Source organism: Mesorhizobium kowhaii (assembly GCF_042431665.1).
GTDB classification, from domain to species: domain Bacteria; phylum Pseudomonadota; class Alphaproteobacteria; order Rhizobiales; family Rhizobiaceae; genus Mesorhizobium; species Mesorhizobium kowhaii.
On record NZ_JBHLYT010000053.1, the window covers coordinates 1,070,966 to 1,084,779 of the forward strand.

General features: G+C 61.2%; 13 protein-coding genes. All 13 read right to left on the reverse strand.

Going from position 1 to position 13,814, the window contains the following annotated elements; genetic code table 11:
• Positions 1-3: 3 nt before the first annotated feature.
• Complete coding sequence (locus tag ACFFNA_RS32325; RefSeq protein ID WP_378923810.1) at positions 4-981, reverse strand: AAA family ATPase; 978 nt, start codon at positions 979-981, stop codon at positions 4-6.
• Positions 982-1,588: 607 nt separating this feature from the next.
• Positions 1,589-1,861, reverse strand: a complete 273-nt coding sequence (locus ACFFNA_RS32330; RefSeq protein WP_378923811.1) for a DUF2274 domain-containing protein — start codon at positions 1,859-1,861, stop codon at positions 1,589-1,591.
• 12 nt (positions 1,862-1,873) lie between these two features.
• A complete protein-coding gene (locus ACFFNA_RS32335; protein WP_378923812.1) occupies positions 1,874-3,091 on the reverse strand; it encodes a TraB/TrbI/VirB10 family type IV secretion system protein in 1,218 nt (405 codons plus the stop codon).
• Positions 3,092-3,102: 11 nt separating this feature from the next.
• Positions 3,103-4,131 carry a P-type conjugative transfer protein TrbG gene (gene trbG, locus ACFFNA_RS32340; protein ID WP_378923813.1) on the reverse strand — a complete coding sequence of 343 codons (1,029 nt, stop codon included), beginning with the start codon at positions 4,129-4,131 and terminating at the stop codon, positions 3,103-3,105.
• Positions 4,121-4,852, reverse strand: coding sequence for a conjugal transfer protein TrbF (gene trbF, locus ACFFNA_RS32345; protein ID WP_378923814.1), 732 nt, complete (start codon positions 4,850-4,852; stop codon positions 4,121-4,123). The genes trbG and trbF overlap by 11 nt, the downstream gene beginning before the upstream one ends.
• On the reverse strand, positions 4,853-6,175 hold the full coding sequence (gene trbL, locus ACFFNA_RS32350) for a P-type conjugative transfer protein TrbL (RefSeq protein WP_378923815.1): 1,323 nt from the start codon (positions 6,173-6,175) through the stop codon (positions 4,853-4,855).
• A gap of 23 nt (positions 6,176-6,198) precedes the next feature.
• Positions 6,199-6,924, reverse strand: coding sequence for a P-type conjugative transfer protein TrbJ (gene trbJ / locus ACFFNA_RS32355; protein WP_378923816.1), 726 nt, complete (start codon positions 6,922-6,924; stop codon positions 6,199-6,201).
• Entirely contained in the window at positions 6,921-9,371 is a 2,451-nt protein-coding gene (gene trbE / locus ACFFNA_RS32360; protein ID WP_378923817.1) for a conjugal transfer protein TrbE, read from the reverse strand. The genes trbJ and trbE overlap by 4 nt, the downstream gene beginning before the upstream one ends.
• Positions 9,365-9,637 carry a VirB3 family type IV secretion system protein gene (locus tag ACFFNA_RS32365; protein ID WP_378923818.1) on the reverse strand — a complete coding sequence of 91 codons (273 nt, stop codon included), beginning with the start codon at positions 9,635-9,637 and terminating at the stop codon, positions 9,365-9,367. Before ACFFNA_RS32365 ends, trbE begins: the two co-directional genes overlap by 7 nt.
• Positions 9,637-9,945, reverse strand: coding sequence for a TrbC/VirB2 family type IV secretion system protein (locus tag ACFFNA_RS32370; RefSeq protein WP_095088699.1), 309 nt, complete (start codon positions 9,943-9,945; stop codon positions 9,637-9,639). Before ACFFNA_RS32370 ends, ACFFNA_RS32365 begins: the two co-directional genes overlap by 1 nt.
• 11 nt (positions 9,946-9,956) lie before the next feature.
• Positions 9,957-10,925, reverse strand: coding sequence for a P-type conjugative transfer ATPase TrbB (trbB, locus tag ACFFNA_RS32375; RefSeq protein WP_095088701.1), 969 nt, complete (start codon positions 10,923-10,925; stop codon positions 9,957-9,959).
• On the reverse strand, positions 10,922-11,335 hold the full coding sequence (locus ACFFNA_RS32380) for a CopG family transcriptional regulator (protein ID WP_095088703.1): 414 nt from the start codon (positions 11,333-11,335) through the stop codon (positions 10,922-10,924). The genes trbB and ACFFNA_RS32380 overlap by 4 nt, the downstream gene beginning before the upstream one ends.
• A 119-nt stretch (positions 11,336-11,454) precedes the next feature.
• Positions 11,455-13,482: a conjugal transfer protein TraG gene (locus tag ACFFNA_RS32385; RefSeq protein ID WP_378923850.1), complete on the reverse strand. Its 2,028-nt coding sequence runs from the start codon at positions 13,480-13,482 to the stop codon at positions 11,455-11,457.
• Positions 13,483-13,814 lie beyond the last annotated feature (332 nt).

The window sequence follows — 13,814 nt, forward strand, 5'->3', positions numbered from 1 at the left end:
CGGTCACTCAGCGGTGTGTATTGTAGCTCTGTCCTGCAGTGACCGGAACAAGACATCAGTCGTAAGCACAGAATTATGGTCTAGCACTGCGTCCCGGGCAGCATCCTCAGCCGCCGCCACGAGATCAGCCTGACTGAGACCTCCACAGGCCGCTTCGATTTTTTCCCAATCGATGGTTTGGAGCTTGAACATCGGCAGCTGATTGGCGAGCACCCGGCGAGCCTCTTCGGCCGAAGGCTTCGCGTAAACGAAGGCGGCATGAAACCTTCGAAATATCGCTGGATCGAGAAGCGTGCGATGATTTGTGGCTGCAATGATCACGCTTCTGGAGTCATCCTCCTCCAGGAACTGCAGGAAAGACGTCAGCATCCGCCGCGCTTCGCCGATATCATTGTCCGCGCCGCGGCTGGCGGCCAGAGCATCGACCTCATCAAAAAGGTACACGCCCCGCATGTTCTTCATCGCGTCGAATATCAGCCTGAGCTTTCCGGCTGTCTCGCCCATGTATTTGGTGATCACCCCATCGAGCAAGATCGTGAACAACGGAAGGCCCAGCTCGCCGGCGATGGCCGCAGCGGTCATGGACTTGCCTGTTCCTGGAGGCCCGGAGAGCAGAAACTTGCGCCGCGGTTCCAGCCCCTTCTCACGCAGAGATTCCGCTTCCTGATGCTCCCTGACGAGTCGACGCATTCGCCGCTGCAGATCCGATGCGAGAACCATGTCTGCGAGGCGCACCTGCGGATAGGACGCGCGCACTAGGCCGGCAAGTTCTCCCCTCGGGGCCACGATCGGCATTGGAGATGATGGTTTTTGGCGGTCGGCACGGATACGGTCGACGATGGTGCTGATCTCTTGGGCAACTTTGGATTTGCCCGCCTTCTGCGCATCCAGTGCGATGTGTTCAGCGATTGACAGAAAGAGGCTGTCGTCGCGCGCGGCGTGACTGCGGATCATTGCAATGATCTGGCGCGCATTGGTCATGGATCAGCCCTTCTCTCAGCCAAAAGGGTACTTATAGCGGCCTCGACGTCCGGAATCGTTAGCATAAATTTTTGCAATATATGCAACGATTCGTCCACTGAGTTTCCATTTTGTCGCACCCCTCCAACCCCCAGTCTCCGAGCGTCGCCGGCTACAATATCCCGCGCCAAGAAGTTCTCGACTTGCAATTTAACCGGCGCCGAGAATGCCTTGTTTGACATCGACCTGCTTAAGGTCGCCTTTGAGATTCCGATGTCGCGAGCGCATTCGGACATGCTCCAACCTGCTCCAGCCAACACCATGGCCAGCTTTGCCACAAGGGCTGGATCGCGTATACGCCTTGGTCTTCCTCGCATAAGACAAATATTGCATATATTGTTGCATTAATCAAGCGTGGAAAGGGGCTGTCCGCATTGGTGGCCTCCGGCACCGTTGAGCGATAACAAAACGACATGGACTGCAACCGTTCGTTGCCACCATAGGGCAGTGCGCTGCTTTGGCCGCTTTCAGCGAGTGGCATGGTAAAGCACAATGGCCGTCTTCAAGCGCAAAGTTACCGTTCACGTCGTGACCACACAGGAAGCGCGTGGCGTATTGTCGATATTCCTCAATCGGACCTAGGCGTTGATTGGCGCCGTGATTTCTCCGACGTGTCTGAGGTTGGCATGCCGTCCTTTTTGGCCTTGGCAAACGCGCGGTCGCTTTCCAGGAACTCCGCCAGCATGAACGGGATGAGCTCGGCCACCGTTTCAGACTCGCCATAGGTCTGGCGGTAAAGCGTCGCATAGTCGTTCAGTGCTTGGCCCAGGCCGGCGCTTACAGTGATGATGATCTTGGAAGGGGTCCGGTCCGGAAGCTTCCCGAGTTTCAGGTTGGCCATGACTACTCCTGTTCAACCCGAATACGGCCGCAGCACGAGATCCTTATGTACGATGACGCGCAGCGGCCAACCGGGACGGACGATGATGGTGGGTTGGATGTTCAGGTTCTTTTCGGTGATGCGCTGGCCGGCCTGACTGACGTTCTGCTGAGTGGATTCCCGGATTGCCTTGACAAGATCGCTTTCGTTTTCCCCAAAACTCAGCTCGGTGCCGACGCCCAGTAGAGTGGCTAGCGCAACGCCCTTGATCAGCTGCCATGTGTGGAAATCCACCTTGTCCTCAAGCCCCGCATAACCGGCGGTGTCTGTGGCGGGCAGATTGTCGATTTCGATCGACGAGCCGTCGGGCATCACAATTCGCTGCCAGACCAGCAGCGCACGTTTTTGGCCAAAGGCGACGACGCTGTCATAGGTACCGATCAACCGTGAGCCTTGCGGGATCAGCAAGGTGCTGCCGGTGACCGAGTCGTGCACGCTCTCGGTGACCTGCGCGACGACCAGACCGGGCAAATCAGAATTAATGCCGGTGATCAGGCTTGCTGCAATCACGCTGCCGGCCATCAGCTGATGGGGCGAAGCCGGCGTCTGCAGCGCATGCGGATTGTAGATCCCATTTGTGCTCTGCTGGCTGATAAAATCGAGCTTACGCTGCTGATTGTTCTGGTCACCCTCGGCTGGTGCAACGGAACCTCGCGTACCTACCGCATCGGGTTGCCCAAGCGGTGCTTCAAATGGTGGCCGGGCTCCCCGCGCGTTGTCGGCGACATTCGTCCCACTGGGCCGGTTCTCGATCCGGAACAAGACTTGCGACTCACGCGCCTCAATTGCCTGCTGAGCAAGCCGCTGCTCCTCGGCGGAAACCTCCTGCCCCGGCGCGATGCCAAGTTGGCGCTGGCGTTCGAGGATAGGGCGGCCGAGGTCGCCAGGCAGAGGTGGTCCAAGCGCCGGCGGCTTGGGCTTGATTCCGGAATAATCCTTGGGAAGCGTTTCAAGTCCTTCGGCAGTTGGCTTACGCTCGGTATTGTAGAGTTCTTCCGCCTGGTCTTTGATGCGCCAAGCCGGTCCTTGGAGCGCCATCATGGTAACGCCGAATATGGCGCTGGATCCAACCGCGGTGATAGCAATGATCACGCCGCGTTTGAACCGGACTGCGCGCCGAGGCGAGGCCCGCAATTGCAGTTGCTCGGGGTCGAGTTTCGGCGGAGCATTTGAGCGGGAAGTATCAGTCATGAGCCTCCCCCTCACCTACCAAGACGCGGAAAGAAGGCTATCCGCCGCGGCGGTTGCCGGCCATCAGTCCTCGTGATTCGCACGACCTGCTGCTGTTTGGTGCCGAGGCGCAGTTCAGCAGCGGCGAAGAGGCGATCGACGATGTAATAGTTGCCGCGCATGCGGTAATTGACGAGTTGGCTATCCCCGTCAGGACCGACGACGAAGAGCGGCGGTGCCTCGCCCTGATCAATCCGGCGCGGGAATTCGATATAAACCTTGCTGCCATCGTCGAAAGCGCGCTTCGGTCTCCAAGCCGGCGTGTCGCCAGTAATCGAATAGCGGAAGCGAACGTTCTCCAGTGACACATTCGACGCAACCGGCGTGCCAGCCTCGGCTTGAGCGTTGCTTCGGCGCAGCGCGATGATCTGGTCCTCGCTGTAGGTCCAGGAGATTGCCGCCATTGCGGTCTTCTCGGTGCTTTGAAGTTGCAGATGGTAGGTCCGCCGGTCCGTTGTGATGACCAGATTGGTGCTGAGCCCCGGCGCGAAGGGTTTTACCAGCACATGGGTGCGCTGGTTGTTACCGGTGCCGCTGACGGTATCGCCGATGACCCAGCGCACCGTGTCGCCGGCCGACACGGATGTCAGTTTCTCCCCTGACTGCAGGGCGATATCGCTGACGCGCTCCGGCGCCGCATAAAGCTGATAAAGCGCGCCATCGGCGAAGGGATAGACCTGCACCGCGTTGACATAGCCATACCTGGTGGGCTGCTGCGTCGCCGCCTTGTTGGCGTCGGCGACACGTTCTTCAGGGGAGCGCTTGTCCTCGGCGACCTTGCCCGGCTCGGGTTGCAGCTGGCCAGGAAGCGGCAGCGGCTTTGGCACCTCGACTATCTTGACCGGCTTCCCCGGCGCCTTCTCGATTGCCGCCGGTCTGAAATCAGCAGCGTCATAGGAAATCTCAGGCGGCAGCACCGGTTTCGATGCACAGGCTGGTAGGACAGCTGCTGAGACCGACAGGATCAGTGCGGCACGGAACGATGGGGCTCTATTTGTCATTGGCTGGCTCCTTCGGGGAAACGGATGTCGGCGCGGCGCTGTCGAGCTCACGCGACCAGTCGACGGCGTTGATGAAGACGCCGAGCGGATTGTTGCGCAGCTGGTCCGTGTTGCTTGGTGGGCGGATCACGATGGTAAGGATCGCGGTCCAGCGCGTCGTGCTGGCCAAGCTGCCGCGTTCAAAAACCTGCTCGGTCCATTTGACCTGGAACGAGCTATTGGATGCCCGAACCACGCTGGTCACCTGCACCGACACGCTGCGCGTTCCGATCTGACCGAAGGGATCGTTCGCCTTGGCGTACTCGTTGAGGAAGAGTGCTGCGCGGTCGGTAGCAAAGTCATAGGCTGCCAGCCAGTTCTGCCGCACCAGCACCGGATCGGTGGAGACCGAACGGACATTCTGGATGAAGCGGCCGAGATGCCAGGCGATCTGGGCATCGGAGGGTTCGTAATCCCGGACTGCTGGCGCAACGGCGCGCGCCTCGCCGAAGCGGTCGACCTCGACGACGTAAGGCACGACGCGGCTTTGCATCGACTGCCATACAAGTCCGCAGGAAAGTCCAGTCGCCAAGACCAGACAGCCCAGGGCCATGAGCCGCCAATTGCGGGCCTGCACCCGAGATGAGCCGATACGCTCGTCCCAGAGCTGGGCGGCTTTCTGATACGGCGTGACCGGTTCGGGTGTCTTGCCGTAACGTTGAACGGGTCGCTTGAAGAGCATCTAGTCGTCCTTGTCATTGAGAGAGGGATTGGCGCTGCCACCCGGCCTGTCGCCATCACGGACCGCCTGCACTGCGGCGTGTCGATGGGCACGGGCGGTCTGTTCGGAACGCAATTGCCTTGCCCAATTGGGAGCGGCATCAGTGGCTGTACCGGCTGGGCTTCCGGCCATTGACGCGGTCGGCGTACCGCCAGTCGCGGTCCAGGCGGCTTCGCGGCCGGCGTCGGCGCTGCGCCCGAACGTTCCCGCGGCAGATCGTGCAGCTCGCATCGCGGCGCCACCGGCGGCACTGGTCACACCCTGCAGTCCAGCAGCCACACCGGACCGGCCAGAGTCGAGCGAGGTTGCGCGCCCCAGCTGCCAAGCCGTGGAAGCAATCGATCCCATCGAGGTGCCAGCACGGACTGCGGCGAGACTGCCGCCGGTTGCCATGCGCGCGCCGGCAAATGTCGCGCCTCCGGCAACGAGTGATGCGCCGGCGGCAGCCGCAGTGGTTCCGAGTGCGGCGCCAGCGCCAAGCTGCGGCGCGCCAGAGACAAGACCCGAAGCGATACCTGGCCCGAAGATGCCGAGCCCAAGCAGCGACAGCGCACCAAGCACTTGTGACATGGCGGCGGCCAGGTCCGGCTCCTTGCCTTGCAGCGCGGAAGCGAACTCGCCGAAGAGCGTGGAGCCGATGCCCACGATGACGGCGAGCACCATCACCTTAATGCCCGACGAGATCACATTGCCGAGCACGCGCTCGGCCAGAAACGCCGAACGGTTCCAGAGTGCGAATGGAACCAGAACGAAGCCCGCCAAAGTGGTGAGCTTGAACTCGAGGATGGTGATGAACAGCTGGATGGAAAGAATAAAGAAGGCGATGATGACCAGGAACCAGGCCACAAGCAGCACGAAGATGGTGAGCGCATTGCCGAAGATTTCTGGGAAGCCCAGGAGCTGGCTTGCCTGATCGAGCAGCGGCCAGGCACCCTCGAAACCGGTCGCGGCAATGCGGCCCGGATGCAAAAGATTGTCGGCGGAGAGATTGCCAGAGGACGCGTTGATGCCGAGACCGGCAAAGGACCGATAGATGATGTCGGCAAGGTTCTTGAAATTGTTCAGGATGAAGGCGAACACGCCGACATAGAGTACCTTGCGGATGAGCCGGCCGGGAACGTTGGGTTCGCCGCCGAGTGCCCAGGCCAGGCCGGCAAGTGTGATGTCGATGCCGATCAGGGTCGTGGTGAGGAAGGCGACATCGCCCGAGAGCAGACCGAACCCGCTGTCGATATAGCGGACAAAGGTCTCCATGAAGCGATCGATGACCCCAAGGTCGTTCATGCCGCCTTCCTCGTCGTGAAGAATCAGTTGCCGGGATAGGCCGTACCGGTGCCCAGGAAGCGCTTCGTCGTCTCGCGGGCGGCTTCCTCGGACTGCGCCTTGCGGGCGGCATCCTCGGCCTCAGCCCGAAACTGCGTCGCCAAGAGCGTCTGAATCTGCATCTGCTGCTTGGTCGAAAACGCGATCAGCTGGTTGGTGGCTTGGCTTGCTTCAAGTGCACCGGCAGCGCCTTGGCTGCGGTTGACGAGATCGGCAAGCAGGTCGCCGTCGCCGCGGACGTTCTCGACGATCTGCGACTGGACGCCCATGGTCTGGCGAAACGAATGCATGGCGCTCTGCCAGCGCTCGCGTGCAGCGCCCGCCACATCGCTGACCTTTATCGTCGCGTCATAGCTTTCCGGGTATTGATTGCGCCATTGGTCTTGAAGCTTGTCGAGATCAAAGCTCAGGCCACTCGCCTGATCCATCAGCCCGTCGATGCGATGGAGCGCACCGGTGAGTTGGCCAACGGAAGAAAAATCCAGATGCTGAAGGTTGCGCGCCATGTTCTGCAGCATGGTCGCCTGGTTCTGAAGCGATTGGATCTGGTTGTTGATCTGCTCCAGCGAGCGTGCCGCCGTCAGCACGTTCTGCGTATAGTTAGACGGATCGAACACGATGAGGGCGTAGGCTGGCTGGACGTAGTCGGCCATCGGCTTGGCGATCAGGGAAACGGTGATCAAGCTGGTGAAAAGGCGACGTCCCATCATGGTGATTGCTCCTTGTCTGGTTGAGGGAATTGCTGGAGAAGCTCGGCTGCCCAATCCAGGCCGCGTGCATTCAGGAAACGAGAGGCAAAGCTGTCCTGTCCGTGCTCGGACAGGACCCTTTCGATAAGGGTCTGCGTGGCCGGATCGGAAGCACCGCACAGCGCGAGTGTGATCGGGCCGAGCCCGAGCTCGAAAAGACGGTTGCCGCGGCGCGACTGCAGGTAATAGTGCCGCTTCGGCGTGGCGCGAGCGATCAGTTCGATCTGCCGCTCGTTCAAACCGAAGCGTTCGTAGGCTGCCCGCGCTTGCGGCTCCACCGCACGATCATTGGGAAGAAAAATACGCTGTGGGCAGCTCTCGATGATTGCGGGCGCGATTGCAGAGCCCGCGATGTCGGCAAGCGATTGGGTGGCGAAGACAACCGACACGTTCTTCTTTCGCAGCACCTTCAGCCATTCGCGGATGCGGGCGGCAAAAAGCGGGTTGTCGAGATAGACCCACGCCTCGTCGAGCATGAGCAGCGTCGGCCGCCCGTCAAACCGCTCCTCGAGGCGATGGAAAAGATAGGTGAGCACCGGCAGGACAGCGCCTTGGCTGTGCATCAGCTCCTCGGTCTCGAAGCATTGCACATCCGATAAGGCCAGCCGATCGACATCGGCATCGAGCAGCCGGCCGAAGGGACCGTCGAGCGTGTAGGGCATCAACGCAGACTTGAGCGCATTGGACTGAAGCAGGACCGACAGGCCGGTCAGCGTGCGTTCCTGCGCCGGCGTCGTGGCAAGGCTGTTGAGTGCCGACCAGATTGCCTCCTTCACCTCCGGTGTGACGGTGACGCTCTCATGGGCAATCAGAGCTGCGATCCATTCGGCCGCCCAACCGCGGGTAGCCTGGTCGCTGATGTTTCGCAGTGGCTGGAAGGCAAACGCACCGTCCGCGCCGAGCACATGATGCTCTCCACCCATCGCAAGTGTCGCCGCACGCGCCGAATTGCCTTTGTCGAAGACATAGACCTGCGCGCCGGCATAGCGCCGGAACTGCAAAGCGATCAGTGCTAGCAGAACCGACTTGCCGGCGCCGGTCGGTCCAACGATCAGCATGTGGCCGACGTCCTCGACATGAGTGGAAAGCCGGAACGGAGTCGACCCGCTGGTCTCGGCAACGAGAAGCGGCGGGGCTTCGGTCTGGGTAACATTGGCGAGATGCTCGTTCGTCGCCGGCCCGGCCCACACCGATGACAGCGGCATGAGATGGGCAAGATTCAGTGTGTGAATGAGCGGCTGGCGAACGTTGGCGTAGACATGACCAGGCAACGAGCCGAGCCACGCTTCCACGGCATTGACGCTTTCACGGATCGTAGTGAAGCCAAGTCCGTTGACGATGCGCTCGACCGCGCGAAGTTTCTCCTCGGCGGCTTGGTGGTCCTCGTCCCACACCGTCACAGTAGTGGTGAGATAGCCGAATCCGACATGATCGCCGCCCAGTGCTTGAAGTGCTTCGTCTGCATCGAGTGCCTTGTTGTCGGCGTCGCTGTCGATGAGAGGAACGGGTTCGTTGGTCACGACCTCGCGCAGGATAGCCACGATCGATTTACGCTTGGCAAACCACTGCCGGCGCAATCGCGTCAGCGTCTTGGTGGCTTCCGTCTTGTCGAGCGGAATGAAACGCGTCACCCAGCGATAAGCGAAATCCTGGTTGTTGAGTGCGTCCAGAATTCCGGGCCGCGTGAGGTTCGGGAATCCGAGGATGGTAAGTGTGCGAAGATGCTGCTCACCCAGCATCGGCTCCAAGCCGCCGGTGAGCGGCGCATCGACCAGCATGCTATCCAGATACATAGGCGTTTCCGGTACGGCGACTGGATGGCGGCGGGTCGAGATTGTGCCGTGCAGGTAAGTCAGCGTCTCGGCATCATCGAGGGCGCGCATTTCCGGCATGAAGCCCGACAGTAGACCCAGAACCCGGTCGGTCTCGTCACGGAACCGCGCCAGCTCCTGGCGCCAGTCTCTTTCGCCTTCGGAATGATGAGAGTCGACCAGCGCGCTTTCCGCCCGCGCCTGGCCGTCCGGCGGCGGCATGAACAGCAAGGTCAGGTGATAGCGGCTCTCGAAATGCGCGACCTTGCCCTCGAAGGCCCCGCGCCGTTCTTCGTCGACCAGCCACGACGCCGCATCGGGGAACCGCGAATGCGGATAGCCCAGCGCTTCTATGCGCTCCGCCTCGAAGAACAATGCCCAGCCGGAGCTAAGGCGTCTGAGCGCATTGTTCGCCCGTGCGCAGATCCCGATGAGTTCGGCTTCGGTCGCGCTTTCGAGATCGGGACCCCGGAACCGCAACGTCCGCTGAAAGCTGCCATCCTTGTTGAGCACGATGCCCGGCGCGACCAGTGCGGCCCAAGGCAAATGGTCGGCAAGCCGGTCGGTTTTGCCGCGATACTCCGAAAGGTTCAGCATGCAAACCATCCCTTCATGCGAAGATGACGGACAAGCACGCTCGCGAAGTCCGGATCCCGGCGCGCGGCAAAGACCGCGAGCGTGTGGCCGGCAATCCAGAGTACCAGCCCGGCGATCCACTGCTGCAGGCCAAGACCGATGGCCGCAGCCACCGTGCCGTTGAGGATCGCAACCGCTCGAGGCGCACCGCCCAGCAGGATCGCCTCAGTCAATGCCCGGTGAACAGGAACCTCGAAGCCCTCAATATGCTGCTCTCCGCTGGCCATCAGACGAGTGCCCCACCGCCGAAGGAGAAGAAGGAGAGAAAGAAGCTCGATGCCGCGAAGGCGATCGACAGACCGAAGACGATCTGGATCAGCCGGCGGAAGCCGCCCGCCGTATCACCGAAGGCAAGCGTCAGGCCGGTGGTGATGATTATGATCACCGCGACGATCTTGGCGACCGGCCCTTGCACCGATTCCAGTATCTGCTGCAGCGGCTGCTCCCAGGGCATGCCGGAGCCCGCGGCGAAAGCCGGTGCCGTGAGAAAAAACGCGAACGCGGCGGACGAAAGAAAGCGAAGCTTCTTGCGCATGAGATGACCTTTCAGAGCTGCTGGAGTTGCGGAAGCGTGAGCGGGGTGACGGCGTAATCGCCGCTGCCGTCAAGACCGGTGACCTCGGCGATCGCGTCGATGCGGCGCGACGAGCCGCGCCCGGCGATGAAGACGATCAGATCGATGGCGTCGGCGATGAGGCGGCGGGGAACGGTGACGACGGCTTCCTGCGCGAGCTGCTCGATGCGATAGAGCGCGGAGCGCGCCGAATTGGCGTGAACCGTGGCGATGCCGCCGGGATGCCCTGTGTTCCATGCCTTCACCATGTCGAGCGCTTCCGCACCCCGGACTTCGCCGACGATGATCCGGTCGGGCCTAAGCCGCAGCGTCGAGCGCACGAGATCGGCAAGCGTTACCGAACCCCGCCTCGTTCGTAAGGCAACGCAATCCTTCGCCGCGCATTGCAGTTCGCGCGTGTCCTCGATGAGGATCACCCGCTCGTCGCATTCGGCGACTTCGGCCAGCAGCGCGTTGGCGAGGGTTGTTTTGCCCGACGACGTGCCGCCGGCGACCAGAATGTTGCGCCGCTCGCGGACCGCCTTTTTCAGCGCATCGGCCTGCAGCGGCAACATGATGCGGTCGGCCACGTAGTTGGCCAGAGTGTAGAGCTTTGCGGCCGGTTTACGGATAGCAAAGCATGGTGCCAGCACGACCGGCGGCAGCAGGCCCTCGAAGCGCTCGCCCGAAGGCAGTTCGGCGCTGACAATCGGATTGTCCTCATGCGCTTCGGCGCGCACGTGGGAGGCGACCAGGCGAATGATGCGCTCCGCCTCGGAAGGGTGCATGTGCACGCCGGTGTCGACCCGCCCCTCGCCCAGCCGGTCGAGCCTCAGCGCACCGTCGGGATTGACCATCACCTCGATGACCAATGGATCGGCTAGGGCTTCGGTGATCGCTGGGCCCATGGCGGTGCGCAGCATGGCGCGGCGGCGATGGTCGGCCTCGGGATGAGAACTCATCCTTCCCTTCCCCCGCCGTTGGCCTCGCCAAGCGATTTTTTCCCGGAGGCGATCTGGCGACCGACCTGCTCGACGAATTTGTCGAAACGCTCCTGGGCAATCGCTTGCGTCGCCCTGTCCGGAACCGGCGTGTGGGCATGAAGCGTGATCGAAAAACGGATGAAGAGCGCCAGGCTCTCCAGAACCATCTCGACATCGCGCCTGATATGATCGAGCTCGCGGGACAGACGATCGAGCCGCTTGCCGTAGCGCTGGTCGAGATCGTTCTCGCCCCGCCGCTCTATGAAGGCCTCAACCGCCTTCGCGACGACCGCGGATTTGGTGGTCGATGGATCGCGGCTGAGGTTGTCCAGCTTCTCGCTCAGCCCGGGTTCAAGCAGAAACTGATGACGGATGCGGTGGGGCTTCATGCGGCTCGTTCCGGCTGACCGACGCTTGCTGCACCGGCGACGGAACAAGCATCGTCGAGGTGCCCGAAATCGCTTATGGCCGTTATCTACGCTGAGGTGCGCCCAACTCGAAGCGGGGTTCAGAAGCCGGGCACGATGTCCTTGTCGTCGCCCCTTCCCTCGTTGATGCCGTAGGCACGCGCGGCAGTGGAAATCCGGTCCATAACGAGCTTGTCGGGGAGCGCCTCGCTGTCATCGTCGGTGGGCTTGAAGAGATCGTCCTGATCCGGCTGCTGAGAGACGACGGGGTGTTCATCGGGCAGACCTGGATGACGCTGCTGCTGAACACCGCCGTCGTTTTCGGTTGCCACGCCGCTTTCGTCGCCGGGAACAAGACGGCGATCAACGCCGCACACCTGTCCGCTCCAATCATCCAGACGCGACGCAGGGCAATCAGCGTAAGGACCGTCCCGAAGCAGTGGCGAAGGCAGCAACCGTTCGGTGAAATTCTGATCCTGGTAATAGCGCAACTTCTTGGCACGGATCGGCGGCAGCCCTGAAACCAACACCAGTTCGTCAGACGGCGGCAACTGCATTACCTCCCCGGGCGTCAGCAGAGGTCGTGCCGTTTCCTGGCGGCTGACCATGACGTGGGAAAGCCAGGGCGCCAGCCTATGGCCGGCATAGTTGCGCATGGATCTGAGCTCCGTCGCCGTGCCGAGCGCATCGGAGATGCGTTTTGCCGTGCGCTCGTCATTGGACGAAAAGGCAATCCGCACATGACAGTTGTCGAGAATGGCGTTGTTCTCGCCGTAGGCTTTTGAAATCTGGTTCAAGGATTGCGCGATCAAATAGGCGCGAATGCCGTAGCCGGCCATGAAGGCGAGCGCAGTCTCGAAAAAATCGAGCCGTCCGAGCGCCGGAAATTCGTCGAGCATCATGAGCAGTTGATGTTTGCGGCTCTTCTTTGGATCGCCCTCCAGCCGCTCGGTGAGCCGCCGGCCGATCTGATTGAGCACCAGTCGCACCAGCGGCTTGGTACGTGAGATGTCCGATGGCGGCACGACCAGATAAAGCGACATTGGTCGCTCTGCATCCATGAGGTCAGCAATGCGCCAGTCGCAAGCCGATGTTGCCGCAGCTACGGTCGGATCGCGATAGAGCCCGAGAAATGACATGGCGGTCGAGAGAACGCCTGAACGCTCATTCTCTGACTTGTTCAGCACCTCACGAGCCGCCGAGGCCACGACAGGATGGACCTGAGGCTTTTCACTAGCTCCGAGATGGTTGGTGGTCATCATCCGTTGCAGCGTTGCAGCAAACGAGCGCTGTGGGTCCGAGAGGAAGGTAGCGACACGGGCTAGCGTCTTTTCCTCTTCGGCGTAGAGCACGTGCAAGATGGCGCCGACCAGCAGTGAGTGGCTGGTCTTTTCCCAATGGTTTCGCCGCTCCAGCGCGCCTTCCGGATCGACGAGGATGTCGGCGATGTTCTGGACGTCGCGGACCTCGTCTAGGCCCTGGCGTACCTCTAGCAGCGGGTTGTAACGCGCCGACCTTGAATCGGTAGGATTGAACAAAAGGCAATGTGAAAACTTCGAGCGCCAGCCGGAGGTCAGCTGCCAGTTTTCACCTTTGATGTCGTGAATGACGGCCGAGCCGGTCCAGGAAAGGAGGGTTGGCAGAACCAGCCCGACACCCTTGCCGGAACGTGTTGGCGCAAACGCCATGACATGCTCTGGGCCGTCATGGCGCAGATACTGGTCCTTCAATTTGCCAAGGAAAACGCCGGCCGTCCTGAATAGCCCCTCCTTCTCAATCTCCCACTTTTCGGCCCATCGTGAAGAGCCGTAGGTAGTGACCGCTCCACGCTGCCGCGCACGCCAAAGTGAACCGGCCATAGCAGCGCCACAGCTTAGGAAGCCACTGGCGCCGGCAAGTGCGCCCGCCTTGTCGAAGACCTCTGGCGCGTAAGCGTCGAAATGGAACCACCATTCGAAAAGTTTCCACGGCTTATAGATTGCCCAGCCGGCCGCGACAAACCATGGGGCGCCGAGTTGCGGCTGATGGCCCAGCATGTGGGCGCACCATTGTGTTGCCGTCCATACGCCGAGGACTGCGATGGCAAACACAACCACGATCTGGCCAATCAGCAGCTTCGTCGGTGTCATTGGCTTTTGCTCCGCTGTTCTGGACAGGCGGATCAAGCATCTGGCCAAAGCACAGGGAGTAAAACCCACCGTACGCACGACGAGGTGCGATGGGGCAATCATTGGGTATTGCTCAGATTTGAAACGCGGGAACGCGCCGCTGTTCAATCGATAAGACATAAGGCCGGTGCTATGCTCTCGGATTCGACGCGTCCGGAGGTATCCCGGACGAACTGAAACAGCACCTTCTGCTAGGCCGCAAACTCATAAACTGACTACCGCTTTGTGACGGGTTCTGATTCAAGGCTTCTTTTGGAGGCTTGAATGCGACGTTACGAATTGAGCGACTTTGA

Excerpts from the sequence above, each read along its gene's own strand:
- ACFFNA_RS32325 (WP_378923810.1), bottom strand. The coding sequence starts at position 981 with ATGACCAATGCGCGCCAGATCATTGCAATGATCCGCAGTCACGCCGCG.
- ACFFNA_RS32330 (WP_378923811.1), bottom strand. The coding sequence starts at position 1,861 with ATGGCCAACCTGAAACTCGGGAAGCTTCCGGACCGGACCCCTTCCAAG.
- ACFFNA_RS32335 (WP_378923812.1), bottom strand. The coding sequence starts at position 3,091 with ATGACTGATACTTCCCGCTCAAATGCTCCGCCGAAACTCGACCCCGAG.
- trbG (WP_378923813.1), bottom strand. The coding sequence starts at position 4,131 with ATGACAAATAGAGCCCCATCGTTCCGTGCCGCACTGATCCTGTCGGTC.
- trbF (WP_378923814.1), bottom strand. The coding sequence starts at position 4,852 with ATGCTCTTCAAGCGACCCGTTCAACGTTACGGCAAGACACCCGAACCG.
- trbL (WP_378923815.1), bottom strand. The coding sequence starts at position 6,175 with ATGAACGACCTTGGGGTCATCGATCGCTTCATGGAGACCTTTGTCCGC.
- trbJ (WP_378923816.1), bottom strand. The coding sequence starts at position 6,924 with ATGATGGGACGTCGCCTTTTCACCAGCTTGATCACCGTTTCCCTGATC.
- trbE (WP_378923817.1), bottom strand. The coding sequence starts at position 9,371 with ATGCTGAACCTTTCGGAGTATCGCGGCAAAACCGACCGGCTTGCCGAC.
- ACFFNA_RS32365 (WP_378923818.1), bottom strand. The coding sequence starts at position 9,637 with ATGGCCAGCGGAGAGCAGCATATTGAGGGCTTCGAGGTTCCTGTTCAC.
- ACFFNA_RS32370 (WP_095088699.1), bottom strand. The coding sequence starts at position 9,945 with ATGCGCAAGAAGCTTCGCTTTCTTTCGTCCGCCGCGTTCGCGTTTTTT.
- trbB (WP_095088701.1), bottom strand. The coding sequence starts at position 10,925 with ATGAGTTCTCATCCCGAGGCCGACCATCGCCGCCGCGCCATGCTGCGC.
- ACFFNA_RS32380 (WP_095088703.1), bottom strand. The coding sequence starts at position 11,335 with ATGAAGCCCCACCGCATCCGTCATCAGTTTCTGCTTGAACCCGGGCTG.
- ACFFNA_RS32385 (WP_378923850.1), bottom strand. The coding sequence starts at position 13,482 with ATGACACCGACGAAGCTGCTGATTGGCCAGATCGTGGTTGTGTTTGCC.